Below are 18644 nucleotides of genomic sequence, written 5' to 3'. Positions count from 1 at the left end.
CCGGGTCAGACGATCTTCGCGAGCACGATGAGGCTCAGCGTGATGGTGATGGCCCCGCCAATACGGGTGGCGATTTGGGCGAACGGCATGAGCCGCATCCGATTGGCCGCCGTGAGGATGGCCACGTCGCCGGTGCCGCCCATGCCGCTGTGGGTGCCGACGACGATGGCGGCGTCGATGGGGTGCATGTTCATGCGGCGTGCGACGAAGAACGCGGTCGCCATGAGTGTGACGACGGTGGCGACGATGGTCACCAGCGTGGGCACGTTGAACGATGCCACGACCTTCTGCCAGGGCGTGATCACCACGCCGATGGCAAACAGCAGCGGATAGGTGACGGCAGTGGCGAAGAACTTGTAGACGACGCCGGCGCCGGCTTCGAGCCGCGGCGAGAAGACGAGGCCGATCTTGGCCGCGACGGCCAGCACCAGCATCATGACCGGGCCGGGCAGGCCGAGCGTGTTCTGCGCGAGCATGCCGACGAAATACAGGCACACGGCGATCATGCCGGCGGCGGCAATGTCGGTGGCGTCGACCGGCGCGGCGGGTTTGCCGTGGACATCGTGCGCACCGATGTCGTCGCTGCCCGAGCGCATGAGCTGTCCGTTGCCGGTGAGCGACGGATAGCGTTTGCCGATGGCGTTGAGCACGCCCGAGAAGACGATGGCGCAGACGTTGCCGAGCATCACCGCGGGCAGGGCCTGGGCGAGCAGGTCGCCGGCGCTCTCGTGCAGGACTTCCGAGTAGCCGATCGTGAGCGGAATGACGCCTTCGCCGAGTCCGCCCGACATCACCGGGATGACGACGAAGAACACGGTGTGAAAGAGTCCCATGCCGAGCAGCGTGCCCACGGCGGTGCCGACGATGCCGGCGAGGACGGAGCCGATGGCCAGCGGCACGAAGATCCGCAGGAAGCCGCCGATCAGGACTTTGCGGTCCATGCTCAGAATGCTGCCGACGATGATGCCGGGGATGAACAGGTACAGGAAGTTGCTTTGCTTCCAGAAGCTGACGATCGGGGTGACGACCGACGGCGGCAGGGCGTGCGTGAAGACCAGCCACGATGGCAGGAAGGTCACGAGAATCACCGGCCCGCCGATGCTGCGAAAGATCGGAATCCGCTGACCGATTTCCATGCAGGTGAAGCTGCACACGGCCAGCAGCGCGATGATGGGCGAGAGTTCGGCCGAGAGTTTGCCCGTCGTCATGACGGTCGTCACGATGGCTGCGATCAGCACGAGGTGCACCGGCAGCGGCACGATGCCGACACGCATGTCCATCAGACGCCACCACGCATCTCGCAGGGGGTGTCGGCTCGCGTCGGCCGGGGGTGTGCCCTGGCTGCCGCGCGCGGCGGTAGCGGAAAGTCCGTCTTGCATCGTGTTGTCTCCGTCTGGCGGTTTGGAATTGGTTTGTCGACCGGACTATAGGCGTGAGCGACGCGTCGCAGGAAATACTGATTTTGGATGCTGGTATAGGGTGAAACTATGGCTGCGTGTGGAGCGAGGTTCCCGGGACGCGGGAATTGGCGCCGAACGTGGTGCGGCAGTGGTTTTTCTTTGCTGCCGTATAGCAGTACGCTATGGCTTTCCCACTTTGCCGGGCAGCGCCGCCCGGCTTTCGGTACGGTCATGGACGTCAGACAGCTCAGGAATTTTGTGGCGATCGTGGACAGCGGAAGCGTGTCGAAGGCGGCGGAGCGCTTGCATATCGCGCAGCCTTCGTTGAGCGCGCAGTTGCGCGGGCTCGAGGACGAACTCCAGGCGCAGTTGCTGGTACGCAGCGCACAAGGGGTGACGCCGACGGATGCAGGCAAGGCGCTGTACCGTCATGCGCGCGTGGTGTTGCGCCAAATGGAGCAGATCCGTCAGGAAGTACGCGAAGGCGGTGGCAGCGAAGCGGGGCCGGTGGCGGTGGGTTTTCCGACGACGATTGCGGCGATTCTGGCGGTGCCGTTGTTTGCGCGCGTACGGGAGCAGTATCCGGGCATCCGGTTGCAGATCTTCGAGAGCATGAGCGGATACATCGGGGAGTTGCTGGCGAATGGGCGCCTGGACCTGGCGATGTTGTTCCGGGATTCGGAGACGCGCGGCATTTCCGTGATGCCGTTGTTCGATGAGGAGCTGTACGTCCTCGGCGGTCAGCGGGCTTGCCCCGAGATTTATGAGGACGTGGTGCGGACGACGTGTCCGTTGGCGCGGCTCGCGAACGTGCCGATCGTGGCGCCGAGTGCGTCGAACGGTTTGCGGCTGCTTATCGAGCGCAGTTTTGCGCAAGCGAATGCGGAGTTGAACATCGTGGCGGATATCGACTCGTTGCCGACGCTCATCGACATTGCCCGTTCGGGCGAAGCGTGTTCGATTCTGCCGGCGTCGGCATTGGCGTCGCGCGATCCGGCGTTGCGTCCGCCATCGCGGCGCCTGATTTCGCCGGAACTGCGCCGACCGGCCAGCGTGTGCTGGTCGAACTCCTTGCCGGTAGGATCGGCGACCTTGGCCGTGAGGCAGTGCATCGCCGATCTGATCCGCGAACTCCAGGCGGACGGGCATTGGACGGGGATTACGTTGCGAGCCGGCGAAGGGAGAGAACGGGGGGAAGGCCGCGGTTGACCGCGCCCGGAAAGTTCACTGCCGCATTCCGATCGCCAGTCGATTGAACGCGCTCATCAGCGCGATGGCGAAGCTCAGGTCGGAGATTTCGGCGTCGGTGAAATGGGCGCGAAGGGGCTCGTAGACTTCGTCGGGCGCGTGGGTCTGGTCGACATGGACGAGCGCTTCGGTCCACGCCAGCGCTGCACGTTCGCGCTCGCTGTAGTGCGAACTCACGCGCCATCCGGCGAGGCTATCGATCTTGAAGTCGGGCATGCCGTCCGCGCGCAGCGCTTTCGCATGCATCTCGAGGCAGAACGCGCAGCCATTGATTTGCGATACCCGCAGATAGACCAGCTCGATCAGCGGTTTGCCGAGGCTGCTCGACTGCAGCGCGGTCTTGGTGGCCCCGAACCCTTGATAGGCTTCAGGCGACAGCTTGAAATAGGGCAGGCGAAGGGTGCTCATACAGGTTCTCCGAAATACCGAGGAAGTGGGATGTGGCCGGGAGGGATACCCCGTGCTTGTCGTCACCTCGCCACTTTAGGAGAATGATGTCCCAGTGATCAGATGCAAGAATCGACAAAATCAATGGGACATCGCGCGTGGACTTTCCCGATCTGAAGCTCGCCGTTCCGGGCGACGGTGGTGACAAACCGCTTTACTGGCAACTGTACCGGCGTTACCGCGACGCGATCGCCTCGGGAAAGCTGCAGCCCGGCGACCGGGTGCCGTCGGTGCGCAGTCTGGCAAGCGAGTTGAATCTGGCGCGGGGCACGGTTGAACTGGCGTACCAGATGCTCACCAGCGAAGGGTATTTCTCCTCGCGCGGGCCGGCGGGTACGTTCGTTTCGCCACAGTTGGGAAAGGTGAGCGAGGTCGCGTCGATGCCATCGCTCAAGCCACCTGTCCAGGAGTCGCCCGACGGGCGCATCACTGTCGGCCTGCCGCGACCGCTTCAAGCGGGATTGCCCGCGCTCGACGCCTTTCCGCGCAAAACCTGGGTACGCCTGGCCGGTCGGAATCTTCGCGCCATGGACGCGACCGCCATGACGTACCCCGATCCGGCCGGGTATGCGCCACTGCGGCACGCGATTGCAACCTACCTGGGGATCTCGCGCGGCATTGCCTGCACGCCGTCGCAGGTCTTTGTGACGGCAGGCTATCTTGGGGCGCTCGATCTGGTCCGTCGAACGCTGCTCAAACCGGGCGACAAAGGATGGTTCGAGGATCCGGGATATCTGTTTGCACGGCAGTTTCTAGGCAGTGCCGGTATGTCGCTCGTCGCCGTTCCAGTGGATGAAGAGGGACTGGATGTCGCCCATGGCATCCGCCACGCCGCCAACGCCCGCTTCGCCGTCGTCACGCCGACACATCAGAGTCCGACCGGCGCCACGCTGTCGCTGCCGCGACGCCTTCAATTGCTCGAATGGGCCGGCCGGCACGACGCGTGGATCGTCGAAGACGATTACGACAGCGAATTCCGCTATCACGGACGCCCCTTGCCCGCGCTGAAAAGTCTCGACGGCGACGGCCGCGTGCTCTATACGGGAACGTTCAGCAAGGCGCTGTTTCCAGGACTGCGCCTGGCCTATCTCGTCGTGCCCGTCGCTCATATCGATCGCTTTACCGAGGCCGCCGGGCATGTCGGAGGCCCAGGCGCGATTCAAGTACAAGCCACCGTCGCCGACTTCATGGCGCAAGGCCACTTTGCCCGCCACCTTCGCAAGATGCGCACGCTGTATGCCCAGCGCCGGCAATGGCTCGTCGATGCGCTCGATCAGGTCTTCGGAAACGATCTCTTTGTGCACCCGCAGGCCGGCGGCATCCAGGCGCTCGCCTACCTGCGCAACAACCTCGCACGTCATGGGGACGCCTCGCTCGCCGACGCCGCTCATCGCCATGGTCTTGCCGTCCATGCCGTCAGCCGCTGGCAAACCCGCCGCTCCGTGCAGGATGGCCTGCTTATGGGGTTCACCAACATTCCGGATGCCTCCGCGGCGCTTGCCCTCAGTCATCGATTGATGGCTGCGGTTCAGGCCCTCTGAAAACCTCCCCCCAGACGGACCGAAGCCCCTTTCCGCCTCTCAGACATAGACCCAACTCGATTCGGAAAGGGGCTCCGGTCCGTCCCCCTCCACGCCATCAGTCCCTCTCTTTCAACCCTCGCGCCGCTCGCGTGGTCGGTCACGCTCCCCACTTGTCCCGGAAACTACGTCGCGGCAGGTGATTTCGAAAAACGTTATGCTTTGCGCATTGGCTCGGATTCATGCCCCCTTTTTTGCCCGGCAGACGGTGGTTGTCTGCTTCGCTATGCTTTTTTTGGAGCCCTCCCTTGGCCGCATTCGACATCGACGATATCGTCTCCTCCCTCCATTCGGCCCGCCTGCGCTGGCGCGACGGCCAACGACGCCTGCTCGAATCCGGCGGCCGCGACCTTCCGTCGCGTGAACGACTCGCCGACATCATCGTGCAACTCAAGGGCGTCCTCTTTCCCATGCGACTCGGACCCCTCGACCTTCATCAGCAAGGCGAAAACTATTACGTCGGCCACACGCTGACCAGCGCACTCAACGGACTCGCCGAACAAGCTCGCCTCGAGTGGCGCTACAAAGCCCGCCACGATGCCGATATCACCGCCGCCCTCATCGACGAACGCGCCCATTCCGCTATCCAGCAGTTCGCCAGCAAACTCCCGGAAATTCGCGAACTCCTCGACGCCGATGTCCTCGCCGCCTATCAAGGCGACCCCGCAGCCGGCAGCGTCGACGAAGTCCTCATCTGCTACCCAGGCATCCACGCGATGATCCACCATCGCATCGCCCACGAACTCTATCGACTGGAATTGCCCCTGCTCGCGCGCATCATCGCGGAACAAGCTCACTCGGATACAGGCATCGACATCCACCCCGGCGCCCAGATCGGGGCCGGCTTCTTCATCGATCACGGTACCGGCGTGGTCATCGGCGAAACCGCCATCCTGGGACAACGCGTGCGCGTCTATCAAGCCGTCACGCTCGGCGCCAAACGCTTCCCCGCCGACGACGACGGCAATCTCCACAAGGGCCTCCCGCGCCACCCGATCGTCGAGGACAACGTGGTCATCTACGCCGGCGCCACGATCCTCGGCCGCGTCACGATCGGACAAGGCTCGGTCATCGGCGGCAATGTCTGGCTCACGCAGGATGTCCCGCCGTACAGCAACATCACCCAGGCCCGCTCACGCACGGAAGCCGGCTCGCCGCCCGTCTCCGGTTGCGACAATTACGACGCCTGAACACAGGGCGTGGAAGACGCAGCGTTTTTCACGCATTTCTTTCAATCTTCAGGCCGCGTGCGGGGGCTCGGTCACCCGCGCCCGCACGTCGGGTGTCGCGAGGCACGTGGCGACAGCCTCGTAACCAGGTGAGCCGGGGTAGGGCGCCACCCGCACCGGCGGGCTATGGTTCGCGGGACAGAGCACTATCGCCTCGTCAGCGCCGACCGCCGTCAGATCGAGGATGGATGACGAGCGAGTCATCAGGAAGAGCGGTCGCGTCAGCGTCTTCGCACGCTGGCGCAAGTAGCGACTCAAGGCCTCCTGGGTGTGCTGCGGCAGATCCTGCTCGACCATGTCTACGACCACCGCACCTGTGCCATTCGCCTCGAACGCACCGAGCAGCACGCTGAGCGCTTCGGAATCGCTGGCACCCTCGTCGCGCAACCATCCCATCGCGCGATCGACTTTCCGACGCAGCGATGCCTTGCGATCGATCTCCGCAAGCGCGTCGGCACGGCCCGCCTGCAGGCGGTCGAGTCCGAGGAAGATGGCGTTGGGCAGCGCTTTCGCCAGATGCATCGCCAGACGTGTCTTTCCGCTCCCCAAGGGCCCGATGAGGTAGGTCAGGGCAGGGATGTCGCGCAACTCGAACCGCTCGCCGCCCCATGGCCACGGCAAATCGAATGCGATGCTCGATCCGGCGCGCCCGATCAGTTCAGGCAACGTGCCCTCGGCTGGCATGCGTCCCGCCGCCAGTTCCGCACGCAAACGACGAACGCTCTCCAGCCGCCGGATCTGCGCCCGGATCTCACCATCGAGCGCGTCTTCGTGTTCGGCCAGTGCGGCCGCCAACGCCTGTGGTTCTCCGTTCAGCACACGATTCACCTGCGCCAGGCTCAAACCGAGCGCGCGCAGCGCAACGACTTCGGCCGCGCGCGCCATCTCCAACTCGCGATAGACACGGTAACCCGCTGGAGTACGGCTCGGCCTGAGCAGCCCCTGCTGCTCGTAAAGCCGCAACGCCTTGACCGAGACGCCCAATCGACGCGCCGCATCGGACGCATTCAACGCACCTTGACCACTATCGGATCGGTTCATCGCTTTCCTCTTTTCGTTCGCCTGTAACGCTATCCTCAAGGCGGCCCCAAGGGGCGGGTCAACCTCTCCGGTGCAGATAGTTAACATATCAACGGTCGGCGAATTAATTAACCGACCGGTCGGTTTTGTCGTGTTAGGCTTCAATGCGCTTCCCCACCAGAAAAAATAACGGAGACATTGATGACTGTGAATTCTCGCTCGCGTCGCGCGATGGCATTGGCATCGGCCGGCATCTCGCAGAAGCCTTTCGGGCACCGTCGGATTTCGGCGAGCGTGGCTGCATCGCTGCTGAGTATCGCATTGGGCGCCGCGCTGACTTCGCCGCCGGTCGCCGCGGCCGCATCGGGCTCGGTACCCGCCGCACAGGCGGCGAGCCAGTCGCCGGGCCGCGTTGACGTGACGATCAAGCGCGACGAGTTCGGCGTGCCTCACATCTATGCATCGACGACCTACGCGCTCTTCTACGGCTACGGTTATGCGATCGCGCAGGATCGACTCTTCCAGATGGAGATGGCCCGGCGCAGCACGCAAGGCACCGTCGCAGAGGTGCTGGGCGAGAAGTTCGTGGATTTCGACAGGTCGATTCGCGGCAACTATTGGCCGGCGTCGATTCGTCGTCAACTGGCCGAGCTGCCGCAGCGCGAGCGCGACATCCTGGACGGCTACGCCGCGGGCATGAACGCCTGGATTGCACAGATTCGCGCCCAGCCCCACACGCGCATGCCGAAGCCATTCAACGACTTCGGTTTCCAACCGGGCAATTGGGATGCATTCGATGTCGCGATGGTTTTCGTCGGCACGATGGCCAATCGTTTCTCCGACGCCACCAGCGAAATCGACAACCTCGCGCTGGTCACCGCGCTCAAGGACAAGTACGGCCCGCAAAAGGGCATGGCGCTGTTCGACGAGCTGAAATGGATCGTGAATCCCGACGCGCCGTCGACGGTGCCCGCCTCGGAAGGAGCATATCCGGTCAAGGTCGGCCCGGCCTCCGGAGCGCCGAGGCAACCGCTTGCCCGCTACGCTGGCCCGGCGCCGATGTTCGCGCGCCTGGCGCGCGGCAGCGACGGGGCGTTGCTCCATCAGGACGCCGACGCCAACGCGGCCACGATGCTCGCGCAATTCGCGGAATCGGGGCAGCCCGGCCTCGCAGGTTTCCCGACGACGAGCAACATGTGGATCGTCGGCAGGCAAAAGGCGCGCGACGCGCGCGCCATCATGCTCAACGGCCCCCAGTTCGGCTGGTTTGCACCCGCCTACACATACGGCGTCGGCCTGCACGGCGCAGGCTTCGATCTCGTGGGCAATACGCCGTTTGGTTATCCATGCATTCTGTTCGGCCACAACGGCAAGGTGTCGTGGGGTTCGACGGCCGGCTTCGGCGACGATATCGACATCTACGCCGAGAAGCTCGATCCGGCCCACCCGAACCGCTATTTCCACAAGGGGCAATGGCACGAGATGGAAAAGCGCGTGGAGATCATTCGCGTGAAGGGCGGGGCGCCAGTCGTGCAGGAGGTCTATCGCACGGTGCACGGCATCGTCATGCAGCGCGATGCGAAGCAGCCCATCGCCTACGCCAAGGCCCGCGCATGGGACGGACTCGAGGTGCAGTCGTTGCTCGCCTGGACGCATCAGGCGCAGGCCCGGGACTGGAAGTCGTGGACGGCGCAGGCAGCACGTCACGCACTGACCATCAACTGGTACTACGCGGATGTCGCAGGCAATATCGGCTACGTCCACACCGGCGCCTACCCGTCGCGCCAGCCCGGTCACGATCCGCGCCTGCCGGTGCCGGGGACGGGCGAGTGGGACTGGAAGGGCCTGCTGCCGTTCTCGACGAACCCGAAGGTCTACAACCCGAAGCAAGGCTGGATCGCCAACTGGAACAACTCGCCGCAGAAGGGCTATCCGGCCAGCGATCTCTTCGCCTTCCTTTGGGGCGGCGCGGACCGGGTGGTCGAGATCGACCGCCGCATCGAAGCGCACGACAAGCTCGGCGTCGACGACATGTGGCAGATCCTCAAGGACACCAGCGCGGTGGACGTCAACCGCACGCATTTCCTGCCGTTCATCGAACGCGCCACGGCGAACCTGCCAGCCACGGACGCACGCCGTCAGGTGGCGGCGCAACTCACAGCCTGGAATGGTCTGAGCCGCGACCCGCAGCACACCGGTCACTACGACACGGCAGGCCCCGCGATCATGGACGCGTGGCTGAGCGCGATGCTCAAGCGCACGCTCGGACAAGTGGTGCCGGCGCCGTATGACAAGTGGTTCCTGGCAAGCGGTTACGCCGCCCCGCAGGACGGTCCGACCGGCTCACTCAACATCGGCAACGGCAGCAAGGTGCTCTATGAAGCGCTGCGCGGCGAAAGGTCCGGGGTGCCGCAAACGTTCGACATCTTCGAGGGCAAGCGCCCGGATGACGTGGTCCTCGCCGCGCTCGACGACGCCATCGCCATCCTCAAAACGAAGCTGGGTCCGGATATGGCGAGCTGGCGTGCGCCGACGGTGCCGCTCACGTTCCGCGCCAACAACTTCTTCGGCGTGCCGCAGGCGAATGCCGCGGAAGCCGTGCGTACGCCGGCATATATGAACCGCGGCACGGAGAACGACCTGATCGTGTTCGGCCCGCGAGGCTCGTCCGCCAAGGTCGTGGCCTACGATGTGGTCGCGCCGGGGCAGAGTGGTTTCGTGGCGCCCGATGGCACACCGTCGCCACACTATGCCGATCAGGTGGAGATGTACACATCGTTCGGACGCAAGCCGCTCTGGCACGACGCTGCGGAAGTGAGTCGCGCCGCGAAGTCGATCGAACGGCTGCACATCGAGCGAACGGCGGAAGGGTTGTAACCGTCGGCGGCGCTGTCGGCGTCTCAGACCAGCCCCGCCGCTCCGGCGATCGCGCACAGCGCGACCACGGCAAGCGGCGGGGTTTGCCATCGCGTGAGCAGCACGAAGGCGACTGCCGCCACCGCGAAATCGGCGGGGCGGTGTACGGCACTCGTCCACACGGGGGAGTAGAGCGCCGAGGCCAGGATACCGACGACCGCCGCATTCACGCCGGCGAGCATCGCGGCCGTCGCCGGCCGCCGGCGCAGTGCCTGCCAATGCGGCAGCGCGGCGATCACGAGCAGCAACCCGGGAAGAAAGATGCCGACGGTCGCAAGCGCCGCGCCGAGCCCGGCATGTGCCGGGCCGCCAGCCATCCACCCCAGGAACGATGCGAACGTGAACAACGGTCCGGGAACCGCCTGCGCCGCGCCATAACCGGCGAGGAAGTCGCCCGCCGATACCCAACCCGTGGTGACCGTCTGTTCCTGCAGCAGCGGCAGCACGACGTGGCCGCCGCCAAATACCAATGCCCCTGAACGATAAAAACCGTCGAATATCGCAACGGCCCGAAGCCCCGTCAGCGACGCGACGATCGGCAAACCGGCGAGCAACACGCAGAAGACGAGCAGCGCGAGCACACCGGCGGTGCGCGATACAGGGAAGGGAGGGCCGCTCGGCGAAGCGGCGGCGGGTGCCGTGCCGACCGGGCGGAGCAAGCCGTACCCCAGCGCCGCGCCGAGCCCGATGACGACGAGTTGCGCGAAGACCGTGGTCATCCATGCAAGCGCGACGATGGCCGCGAGCGCAATGGCGGCGCGTCGCGTGTCGGGGCAAAGCCGTCTCGCCATCTCCCACACCGCCTGCGCCACCACGGCAACGGCCACGAGCTTGAGGCCGTGCAGCACGCCGTCTCCGATCGGTCCGCCGAGGCGCGGCATCAGGACGGCAAACGCGAGTAGCAGGAACACCGACGGCAGCGTGAAGCCGCACCACGCCGCAATACCACCGAGCCATCCCGCTCGCAGCAGTCCGATGGAGAAGCCGGCCTGGCTGCTCGCAGGTCCGGGCAGGAACTGGCAGAGGCCGACCAGATCGGCGAACGTGGCGTCGTCGAGCCAGCGACGTCGCTGCACGAACTCGCGGCGGAAATACCCGATGTGGGCCACGGGGCCGCCAAAGCTCGTCAGGCCCAGCTTGAGAAAGGCGACGAAGACATCGAACACGCCGTGGCTGCCGGGGGCGGTTCCCGTGTTGTTTTTTGTCGGAGTCAAAGCGAGAAGGGATGGAGTGCCATTGCCCGAAGCATAGCGCCGAACCGGTGACGCCGGCATGAAGGCCTGCCAGGCGAGACCCGGCTCGTCTTCGTTAAACGCATCGGTGACATGAGCATCGGGAATGTCTCCGCTTGCTGTGGACCTGTGCGAGCTCTCACGGAGGGGCGCCGGTGACGGCGAGTCCGATAGTTCATCGCGCGTTTCCGACATTGCCGCGCGTGGCGGCGCGGTAGGTTTCGATCCTCCGATATTCACGAGAGAAATGCCTGATGACTCGATTGCAACGGCTGACGCCGCACCACGCTCATCGTCCTACGTCGCACACCACGCATGGCCGGCATCATCGTTCGCACTTCTCCGACGATTGGCGCTCCGCCGCAACGGCACGTGCGCGATGGGAGGAGAACGATTCGCGCACCCGTGCGACCCGACGCGCACGCGACCGCCACCTGCCTGCCGGAGCGACCGGCGATAGTGGAAGGGGAGGAAGCGATGCCGCCAGGGCGGCGTTCGCACTCATGCTGCTCACCGTGGCAGGCACGGTCGGCGCGGCCGCCATGTCGGGCGGTCCTGCTGCCGGGACTCGGACGGCCCTGCGAGCCGGCGCGAGCCCCGTCGTTCGCCGGGCAGCGCCCGTCGCCGCGCAACCGTTGCCGCATGCCGCAGCCGTCGGCGGCATTCACGCATTGCTCCGCGCACGCCCCTACGACGCGCTCGGCGGACCGGTATTGACGCAATGCCGGCGCACATCGGACGCACGCAGCCTGGGCGAAACGTCCTTGTCCGAAGAGAGCTACGACGCGTTGCGAGTCGGGCGCGAAAGATATCGGGCAGACGTGCAGCGCGTCGTCGTGGCCATGATCCGCGAAGCGGTGGCGAGTGCGGATGCCCGGACGCGCGCCGCTTTCGAGTCCGCCGAGCGGCTCGTGCCCGCATGGGTGAAGATCATCGTCGAGCCGCCGGTGGCAATGGGGAGAACCGCCGAGCCGGTCGTGCGTCACGCGCCCTATGCGCTCCTGCTGCGACTTGAAGACGATCGGGGCGAGTGGCGGGAATTCGCACTCTCGTTGGCGAGCGACGTTCCCTCGCTGATTACCCCGGTAGGGCCTTGCGGCCCGCGTCACCGTTACGAATCCGGGTGCTGGGCGCAGACATACGGGCCGGTGTTCTGGGGCGAGCGATGGGACGAGATCGAGTCCCGCATCGACGAGGACGACTTGATACGGGTCGTGTGGTCGCAGGCGCCGATGAGCGTCGCGGCGGGATGGCCGTCGCCCGACACAACGGTGCTCGAATCGCCGGACATGGCGGAGGTCGCCGAAATACTCGTCGAGACCATGGTCAAGCGCCGTCCGCGCGACCGCCGAGCCACGCTTGGCACCGACGGCGATCTGCGCAACATCGACCCGGCCCACCCCCGGCACAACGCAGCAAAGCGCTCGGTGGCCGGCCACGACGTGCGACGGACGATGGCCTCCCGTCTCGCGTTGTCCGGCCTGGAGTGTCTGGCCGCGGTCGTGCGCGACGGCCGCTTCCACGACGACGCGATCGCGTTGTTGCAACATCTCTGGCCGGCGGCGCCCGAACGCCAGGCCGAAGATTCCGTCGCCACGGTTTATGGGCGCGAGTCGTTCAGCAGTGCGTTGGGCCGCGGCGTCCAATGGTCGCTGCCGCCGGACGTCTTCGTTGAATATCGTCCCGATCTCACGCAGAACGGCGTGCAGGTGTTCGACATCGACGGCGTCCTGTACGGCATCACGGTCGCCCGCACGCGCAGACACGCGTCGGACCTTCGCCCGCTCGAAGACATCCGTCACGCCACGGGGCCCTCGTCGCTTTGCCGAATCTCGCGCGGGCCCGGGACCGACATAGACGGCATGTGTCTGGAATGCCATACCGAGCGCGACGGGGAAGTCGCCGTCACCGAACAGGGCGCGACCGTCGCGCAGCATCAACCCGTCGAGGCCTCGCCGCTGGTGCGCCTGCGTTTGGCGGTGTATGCGCGGCCATTCGACGATGCGCAGGGGCATCGGGCGTTCTTCGCCTTCGGGCGGTTGGGGCGCTTCGACGAGCACGGCGTGCCTCACGTCCCGGCGGATGCCCCCAGGGTGCCGCGCTCCGCCTATCCGCCCGAGCTCGACGGCGAACTGAACTATTACGAGCAAGCCACGACGGACGGACCGGTCGCCGGGCGACGAGTGAGCCTGACGCTGGGCGACATGACGCTTGCCGCACCCTTCGGAACGTACCGAGACCGGCATGGCGCCCTGTACGGCGTCGTGCGTCTCGCGCCCGACACGTATTACCGCTTCACGCCGCCATCCGGCGCAACGACTTCATCCGCGCCCGTGCGCCTGTCGTATCGCCGGGCGGAGCATCGCGACATTCGCGAGTACCGCATGGCGCAGCGCCACCGTGCCGCGGCGGAAAATGCGATCGTGTTACCGATGATCGCTCATGGCGAAACGCGTACGTTATTGCAGCTATATCTGCACAGCTGGGAGCGTGCGCCTTCGCCGGCCGAGGTGTGGCGCGGGCTGGAGGATATCGAGCTGTCCGTGGTCGAGGCGCGCGATGCGGTCGCCGCCCTCACACGCGCTATCGAAGTCCGCGTGAACGCGCGTCGCCAACCGGCCGTCTCGAACGCATCCGGGTCCGCCGCCGCGCTGGAGATCGACGCCACGCTACTGCCGATGTTCAACCGGTTGTGGGCGCGCTGGCAGCAATATCCCGCACAGCGCGAAGCGTTCATCAATGCCATTGCCAGAGATTTCGTCTCTCGACCGGCACCGCTCGCGGTCTGGTCTCAATTGCCGTTCGTGTCGGACGTGGAGACGACGCGCGAGGTGCTCGGCCTCTTTGAAACATTGTTCCCCGAACTGGAGGGGCTGGGCGAATTGGTCAACGGCACGCCGCGTGCCGCGCGCAGCGTGCAGGATCCGATGCGGGCGATCGCCGGCAACGGCAATCTGGCGGTCGCCCAGGTCACGCTCGCCGACGGGACGCAAACGCTCTATTACTGCCGCTCCGGACTCCAGCAGAGAGTACTGCGCACAAACGCGTCTGGCGTGCGCGTGGTCGACGCCGGACAGGCCTACGCGCGGCGCACCGACAGCGTCGTCACGCAACGACTGAGCAATCCGGGCGCTGCATCGGACGCGTTGCCCACGGAGCCGCCCGAACTTCGCCTCGCGATGGCCGATGCCGATCTGCCAACCTATCAGGCCGCGGCGGGCCGCGCGCAGGATCGCACGCTCGATACCGAACGGATGATACTGGCGCAGATTTACGCGGAACATCCGGCGGGCGAGAACGTCATCCAGTCGATCTTGCTGTGTTCGCGTCTGCCGTTCTGCGACTCCTGTGCGGTCAACCTGGCCATGGTGCCGTATCGCTATCCCGATGCGGCGTTGCGCTTCCACTACATCGCCCCCGCACCGCACGATCGCCCCACGTTGCCGAACGCCACGCCAGCGCCACGGCGCGACGTCTGACGGAATTTCCCCTATATTGACCGGTCTTGACAGCAATCCCGGCAATCCCGGCAATCTCGGGAATTCCGACACATCCACGCACATATGCCGCGGTTCGCCGCGGCAGTCGATGTGCCTCACGACACAGGAGCGACGAGCGCATGACGGCGTCCGAATCCCCCTCGCGCAAGCCCGCCATCGGGCTCGGCAACGCCGCGCGCGATCTCTACCGGGCGCTGTGGCGTCATGCGCACGGCGTGCGGCGCCAACTGCTCGGCGCCGCGGCACTCCTCTCGGCGGCCCAGTTGCTGCGCCTGACCATGCCGTGGTTTGCCGCTCAGGCGATCAACGCGCTTCAGCAGGGCGACATGGCGACGGCCGGACGCTGGATCCTCTACCTGGTCGGCGTCTATCTGTTGTCGTGGCTGCTGCACGGTCCGGGCCGGATCCTGGAGCGCAACGTCGGTGTGCGCGTGCGCGAGCGGCTGGCCGATCAGCTCTACGCGCGCATTGCCGCCGCGCCCCTCGCGTGGCGCGACGGGCGGCATTCGGGCGAATTGCAGCATCGAGTGGTGCAGTCCAGCCGGGCGCTGTCGGATTTCGCGCAGAACCAGTTCGGATATCTGCAGAGCGCGTTCAGCTTCGTCGGGCCGATCGTCGCGCTTGCGCTGCTCTCGCGCACGAGCGGCGTCATCGCGGTGACAGGCTATGTGGTCATCGCCATCATCATCCTGCGCTTCGATCGCACGCTCATGCCGCTCGCCCGCGCGGAGAACGACGCGGAGCGCCGCTACGCGGCCGCCTTGCTCGACTTCGTCGGCAACGCCGGCACGGTGATCGGGCTGCGCCTTCAGGCGGCCTCGCGCAAGGTGCTCGGCCGCCGGATGGATGCGGTGATGGTGCCGCTGCGCCGTGCCGTCATCATCAACGAAGGGAGGTGGTTCGCCGTCGATCTGCTCGGCATGGGACTCACGTGGATTCTCGTCGTGGTGTACGTGCTGCAGTCGCGCCAGCCTGGGCAAGCCGTGCTGCTCGGCACGGTGTTCATGATCTATCAGTACGCGCAGCAGGCCGCGACGGTCGTGGGTGCGATGGCGTCGAACTTCCAGAGCTTCGCGCGCATGCATACCGACTACGGCAGCGCCGAGCCGATCTGGCACGCCCCCGGAGACCCCGACGCCAGCGTGCCGTCCATCGTCCCCGGCGCCGCCTGGCGGACGCTCGCTCTGCGCAGCGTGTCGTGGTGCTATGCCGACGACGCGCGCGGTGGGCTGCACGGGGTGGATCTCGTGCTCCGTCGTGGCGAGCGGGTGGCGCTCGTCGGCCCGAGCGGTGGCGGCAAGAGCACGTTGCTGCGTGTGCTCGCCGGCCTGTACCTGCCACAGCAGGGAGACCTCCTGCGCGACGACGCCCGCACCGACTGGGCAACGCTGCGCACGCTCGCGACCCTCATTCCCCAGGAAGCGGATGTGTTCGAGGCCAGCGTGGAAGAGAACCTGACGTTTGGCGAGCCGGCGGACACCCTGGCGTTGCAGGCGGCCGTGCATGCCGGCGTATTCGACGACGTGCTGCGCCAGCTTCCCGATGGACTCGACAGTGCGGTCAACGAGCGAGGCAGCAACTTCTCCGGCGGTCAGCGGCAGCGGCTGGCGTTGGCGCGGGGCGCGTTGGCGGCGCGGGGCAGTTCGCTACTCCTGCTCGACGAGCCGACCAGCGCTCTCGATCCGCAGGCGGAGGCGCGCGTCTTCGACCGGATGTACGAAGCCTTTCCGACGGCGTGCATCGTGGCGTCCGTCCATCGCCCGAGCCTGTTGGAACGTTTTGACACCATCGTCGTGATGGAGGCCGGTCGTGTGGTCGATGCGGGCCCGCGCGACGAAGTGCTGGCCCGGCGCACCTAGGCGTCGCGCGCTAGCACCCGATCCGTGTCGATGAACGGGGTACGTTCATCCAAACATGAACGTGTACGTACAGGTTGTGCTATGATTCCCCTGTTGTCGTCTCACCCAGTGGATGCCATGTCTTCGTCCAGCAGTGAATCCGGATACGTTACGGTGCGCGACGCGGCGGAACGTCTCAACGTGACACCGCGCACGCTCAAGTACTACGAGGAGAAGGGGCTGATCTCGCCCGATCGGAGCGATGGGCGTTATCGACTTTACACCGAGCAGGATCTGGAGAAGTTTGCGCGTATTCTGCGCATGCGCTCGCTCGGATTCTCGCTCCAGACGATCGCCGAGATTCTGCAAAAGCCGATCGAGTCGGCGAATGCGTCGGGGACAGTCGTGTCGCAGGCGTCGCTGCGTGAAATCGAGAAATCGTTGGCGCGGCAAGTCGACGCGGTCGACGCGAGAATTCAGGCAGTCAAGCGCGAGATGCGCGAGGCACAGGCCGTGCGCGACGAACTCGCCTATGACCTCGAGTACATCCGTCGCCGCATTGCCGGCGAGCCGAGGGACGAACTGCTGCGCGAGCGGCGTGAACGTGCGGCGGCCTGGCGCGCCAGCCAGGGCCGTCCACAAAAGGCGGCGGCCAAATGACTGTCGCTGCACCGGCGCAGGGGCCGTCGCGTTCGTTGTTGATGCGTTTCAAGGACGACTTCTTTCCCTGGGCCATTGCGCTTGGCACCGGTCTCGACTATTTCGACAACGCCGGATTTGCATTCTTCACGAGCTATATCGCCGGCGGAATCAACGCATCTCCGGATGAACTCGTGTGGTCGTCGAGCGCGTACGCCGTGGCATCGGTGCTGGGCATTCTGCAACAGCAGTGGTGGGTGGAGCGTCTGGGCTATCGACGCTACGTGGGCGGCAGCCTGCTTCTGTTCGCCGCGGGGGCGGTTGCCGCCGCGCTGAGCGAATCGTCGATCGAGCTCGCCATCGCGCGTGGTTTCCAGGGCTACTTCATCGGCCCGATGATGAGCGCCTGCCGCATCCTGATCCAAACGAAAATCGCCCCGCAGCGGCGCGCGGTCGCCGTGCGCGTGTTCCTGCTGATGATTCTGGTCGGCAGCGCGCTGGCACCGCTCGCCGGCGGTTACCTGATCGGGTATTTCGGCTGGCGTGCGCTATTCGTGGCGACGGGCTTCGGCGGCGTGGCGCTCGGGGTCTTCACGATTCTCGTCGTGCCGTCGACCGGGCGCGTGCTGCACGAGCATCGCGGCGAAGCGCATTTCTGGCCTTACATCCTGTTCGCTTTCGCCCAGGGCGCGTTGCAGATCGCCATGCAGCAGGTGCGCTTCGAGCTGCTCGGCTCATCGCCGGAACTGATCTTTCTGGCGGGGGCGGGGATGGTGGCGCTCGGCGGCTTCGTCTGGCAGCAATGGCATCATCCACGTCCGTTGCTGCGCCTGCACGCGCTTCGCGAGAAGACGTTTCAGGCCGGGATCATGCTCTACATCGCGTTCTACTACGTCAGCAATTCGATGGGCTTTCTCGTCTCCCGGCTGCTCGAAGGCGGACTGCACTACCCGGTGGAGAACGCGGGGCGGCTTGTCGGGCTCACTTCGCTCGTGTCGATCGTCGGGGCCGTCGCGTACTTCCGGTATGCGGGGCGGCTGGCACACAAGAAGTGGCTGATCGTGCCCGGATTCCTGATGGCTGCGCTGATCGGCCTGTGGATGACCTGCATGCCGCCGGACGTCAGCATGCCATGGTTGGTTTTTCCGCTGATCCTGCGTGGGCTGCTTCTGCTGACGATCGCGTTGCCGGTCGCCAACGTCACGTTCCGGATTTTCGCCGTGGAGGAATTCCACCACGGCTATCGCTTCAAGAACATCGTCAAGCAACTGACGTATTCGTTCGCCACGGCGACGATGATCATCCTGCAGCAGCACCGCGTGGCGGTGCACGAGACGCGCCTCGCGGAATCGGTCAATCCGTTCAACCCGATCTTTCAGGACACCTTCGGCAAGCTGGTGCACGGCTACGAGGCGATGGGATATGCCGCACAGCAGGCAAGCGCGCTCGCGTTGTCCACGATTCACACCATGGTCATGCAACAGGCAAGCTTCCTCGGCGCGCTCGACGGCTTTTCCGTGATCATCGGCGTGTCGCTCGTCGGTGCGCTGTGCGCCTTCATTCAGAAGCAGATCGACTGAGACGCGCGCGAGCGC

Annotated in this window: 12 protein-coding genes; 8 read left to right on the top strand and 4 right to left on the bottom strand. The window is 65.6% G+C overall.

What is annotated here, in order from left to right:
- Positions 1 to 5 precede the first annotated feature (5 nt).
- Positions 6 to 1379: a 2-hydroxycarboxylate transporter family protein gene (locus tag RO07_RS13180; protein ID WP_072637038.1), complete on the bottom strand. Its 1374-nt coding sequence runs from the start codon at positions 1377 to 1379 to the stop codon at positions 6 to 8.
- A gap of 252 nt (positions 1380 to 1631) precedes the next feature.
- Here RO07_RS13180 and RO07_RS13175 point away from each other — a divergent pair, with 252 nt between their 5' ends.
- Positions 1632 to 2609, top strand: a complete 978-nt coding sequence (locus RO07_RS13175) for a LysR substrate-binding domain-containing protein (protein WP_039411260.1) — start codon at positions 1632 to 1634, stop codon at positions 2607 to 2609.
- Positions 2610 to 2624: 15 nt separating this feature from the next.
- On the opposite strand, the gene RO07_RS13170 is transcribed toward RO07_RS13175, so the two are convergent.
- A complete protein-coding gene (locus tag RO07_RS13170) occupies positions 2625 to 3056 on the bottom strand; it encodes a carboxymuconolactone decarboxylase family protein (RefSeq protein ID WP_039411259.1) in 432 nt (143 codons plus the stop codon).
- A gap of 137 nt (positions 3057 to 3193) precedes the next feature.
- On the opposite strand from RO07_RS13170, the gene pdxR reads away from it, so the two are divergent.
- Positions 3194 to 4636 carry a MocR-like pyridoxine biosynthesis transcription factor PdxR gene (gene pdxR, locus RO07_RS13165; protein WP_039411257.1) on the top strand — a complete coding sequence of 481 codons (1443 nt, stop codon included), beginning with the start codon at positions 3194 to 3196 and terminating at the stop codon, positions 4634 to 4636.
- 287 nt (positions 4637 to 4923) lie between these two features.
- Complete coding sequence (gene epsC / locus RO07_RS13160; protein WP_039411255.1) at positions 4924 to 5865, top strand: serine O-acetyltransferase EpsC; 942 nt, start codon at positions 4924 to 4926, stop codon at positions 5863 to 5865.
- A 48-nt stretch (positions 5866 to 5913) separates the two neighbouring features.
- Here the strand turns inward: epsC and RO07_RS13155 are convergent, their stop codons facing one another.
- A complete protein-coding gene (locus tag RO07_RS13155) occupies positions 5914 to 6945 on the bottom strand; it encodes a MerR family transcriptional regulator (protein ID WP_039411253.1) in 1032 nt (343 codons plus the stop codon).
- 180 nt (positions 6946 to 7125) lie between these two features.
- Here RO07_RS13155 and RO07_RS13150 point away from each other — a divergent pair, with 180 nt between their 5' ends.
- Entirely contained in the window at positions 7126 to 9801 is a 2676-nt protein-coding gene (locus tag RO07_RS13150; RefSeq protein ID WP_237171247.1) for a penicillin acylase family protein, read from the top strand.
- 23 nt (positions 9802 to 9824) lie between these two features.
- Here the strand turns inward: RO07_RS13150 and chrA are convergent, their stop codons facing one another.
- Positions 9825 to 11054, bottom strand: coding sequence for a chromate efflux transporter (chrA, locus tag RO07_RS13145; RefSeq protein WP_039411252.1), 1230 nt, complete (start codon positions 11052 to 11054; stop codon positions 9825 to 9827).
- A 272-nt stretch (positions 11055 to 11326) separates the two neighbouring features.
- Here chrA and RO07_RS13140 point away from each other — a divergent pair, with 272 nt between their 5' ends.
- The 4 genes from RO07_RS13140 (at position 11327) to RO07_RS13125 (ending at position 18629) form a co-directional block, all read left to right on the top strand.
- Positions 11327 to 14551 carry a TrbL/VirB6 family protein gene (locus RO07_RS13140; protein ID WP_115089141.1) on the top strand — a complete coding sequence of 1075 codons (3225 nt, stop codon included), beginning with the start codon at positions 11327 to 11329 and terminating at the stop codon, positions 14549 to 14551.
- A 140-nt stretch (positions 14552 to 14691) separates the two neighbouring features.
- Positions 14692 to 16431, top strand: a complete 1740-nt coding sequence (locus tag RO07_RS13135; protein ID WP_084072598.1) for an ATP-binding cassette domain-containing protein — start codon at positions 14692 to 14694, stop codon at positions 16429 to 16431.
- 117 nt (positions 16432 to 16548) lie between these two features.
- Positions 16549 to 17070 (top strand): MerR family transcriptional regulator, encoded by a 522-nt coding sequence (locus tag RO07_RS13130; RefSeq protein WP_039411247.1) that lies wholly within the window; start codon positions 16549 to 16551, stop codon positions 17068 to 17070.
- Positions 17067 to 18629, top strand: a complete 1563-nt coding sequence (locus RO07_RS13125) for an MFS transporter (RefSeq protein ID WP_039411245.1) — start codon at positions 17067 to 17069, stop codon at positions 18627 to 18629. Before RO07_RS13130 ends, RO07_RS13125 begins: the two co-directional genes overlap by 4 nt.
- Positions 18630 to 18644 lie beyond the last annotated feature (15 nt).

Origin of the sequence: Pandoraea pulmonicola (genome assembly GCF_000815105.2) — a bacterium.
Lineage (GTDB): Bacteria > Pseudomonadota > Gammaproteobacteria > Burkholderiales > Burkholderiaceae > Pandoraea > Pandoraea pulmonicola.
This window is presented reverse-complemented; position numbering and strand designations above follow the sequence as displayed.